Annotated in this window: 1 protein-coding gene; it reads right to left on the reverse strand. The window is 73.6% G+C overall.

Translation table 11 applies throughout. The features are described from left to right. Positions 1 to 1320 (reverse strand): PAS domain S-box protein (locus tag AC1D15_RS32655; protein WP_477829330.1); only part of this gene is annotated, 1320 nt, incomplete at both ends.

Below are 1320 nucleotides of genomic sequence, written 5' to 3' on the forward strand. Positions count from 1 at the left end.
GTGCGTGTCGTTGACCGGCTTGAAGTTGTCGAGGTCGAGGTAGCAGACCACCAGCAGGTAGCCGTCGCGCTCGCTGGCGCGGATCGCGTCGCGCAGCATCTGCGCGAGGCGGGCCCGGTTGGGCAGCCGGGTCAGCTCGTCGAAGTGGGCCTGGCGCTCCAGCTGCTCGCGGTGCAACCGGGCCTGCGTGGTGTCCGACAGCACCAGCACGTGGTGGCGCAGTTCGGCATCGGGGCCGGGGATCGCGGAGATCGTCACCTGCAGTGCGCACAGCTCGCCGTCGCGCCGCCGGTCGATGATCTCGCCGCGCCACGAGCCGGTGGATTCGAGCGCGGCGGCCATGCTGGCGCGCTGCGCGGCGCCCGGCTCGCCGTCGGTGGCCGGGCGCAGCAGCGCGGGCACCGCGCCGAGCATCTCCTCGCGCGAGAAGCCGGTGATCTTCGTGAAGGCAGGGTTCACGTCCAGCACCCGGCAGGCCGCRTCGGTGATGATCAGCCCCTCGTGCAGGTACTCGAACAGCCGGGTCGTCACGTTCTGCCGCTCTTCGGTGGCATGGCGGTCGGTGATGTCGATCGCGGTGGCGATCACGCGCCGTGGCGTGCCATCGGGCTGCCATTCGACGGCCCGGGCATGGCCTTCGAGCCACAGCCAGCGGCCATCCTTGGTCTGCAGCCGGAATTCGAAGGCATCCGGCTCGCCGGCGGACGGCACGCTGCGGCCGCGCGGCTGCAGCGCATTCAGCAGGCGGACGCTGTCGGACGGGTGGGTGCGGGCCAGCAGCTCGTCGATGCGGTGGCCGAACTCGAGGCTGCCGTAGCCGAGCATGCGCAGCCAGCGGCGCGAATAGCCGAGGCGGCCGCTGCGCAGGTCCCATTGCAGCGTGCCGACGCCGGCGGCATCGAGCGCCAGCTGCCAGCGCGCTTCTTGCGTGGCGGTGCGGCCCACCACGGCGCTGGCGAGCAGCGGCGTGGCACACAGGGTGGCCAGCCAGGCGGACAGCGTGGCGGCATCGGCCAGCGGGCCGGTGCCCGCCGCGCCCTTGGCGGCCCAGGAAGCGAGAGCGAAGGCGGCCAGCAGCACCGTGGCCGAAGCCGGCAGCAGCCCGCGGCGCGCCGCCAGGCCACCGAGCAGCAGGTGCGGCAGGCTGGCCAGTGCGAGCATCGCCGGGGCGTTGCCGTGGCGGGCGAAGGCCCAGGCCGCGGCGAAGGCCGCTGCGCCGAGCACGACGCTCGCGAGCCAGCGCCACTGCGCGAACGCCCGGTGCAGCGTGTTGCGCGACAAGGCCAGCAGCGGCACCGCGAGCAGCGCGCAGGCCAGTGC

The sequence above is a fragment of the Rhizobacter sp. P2_H2 genome (assembly GCF_056403375.1).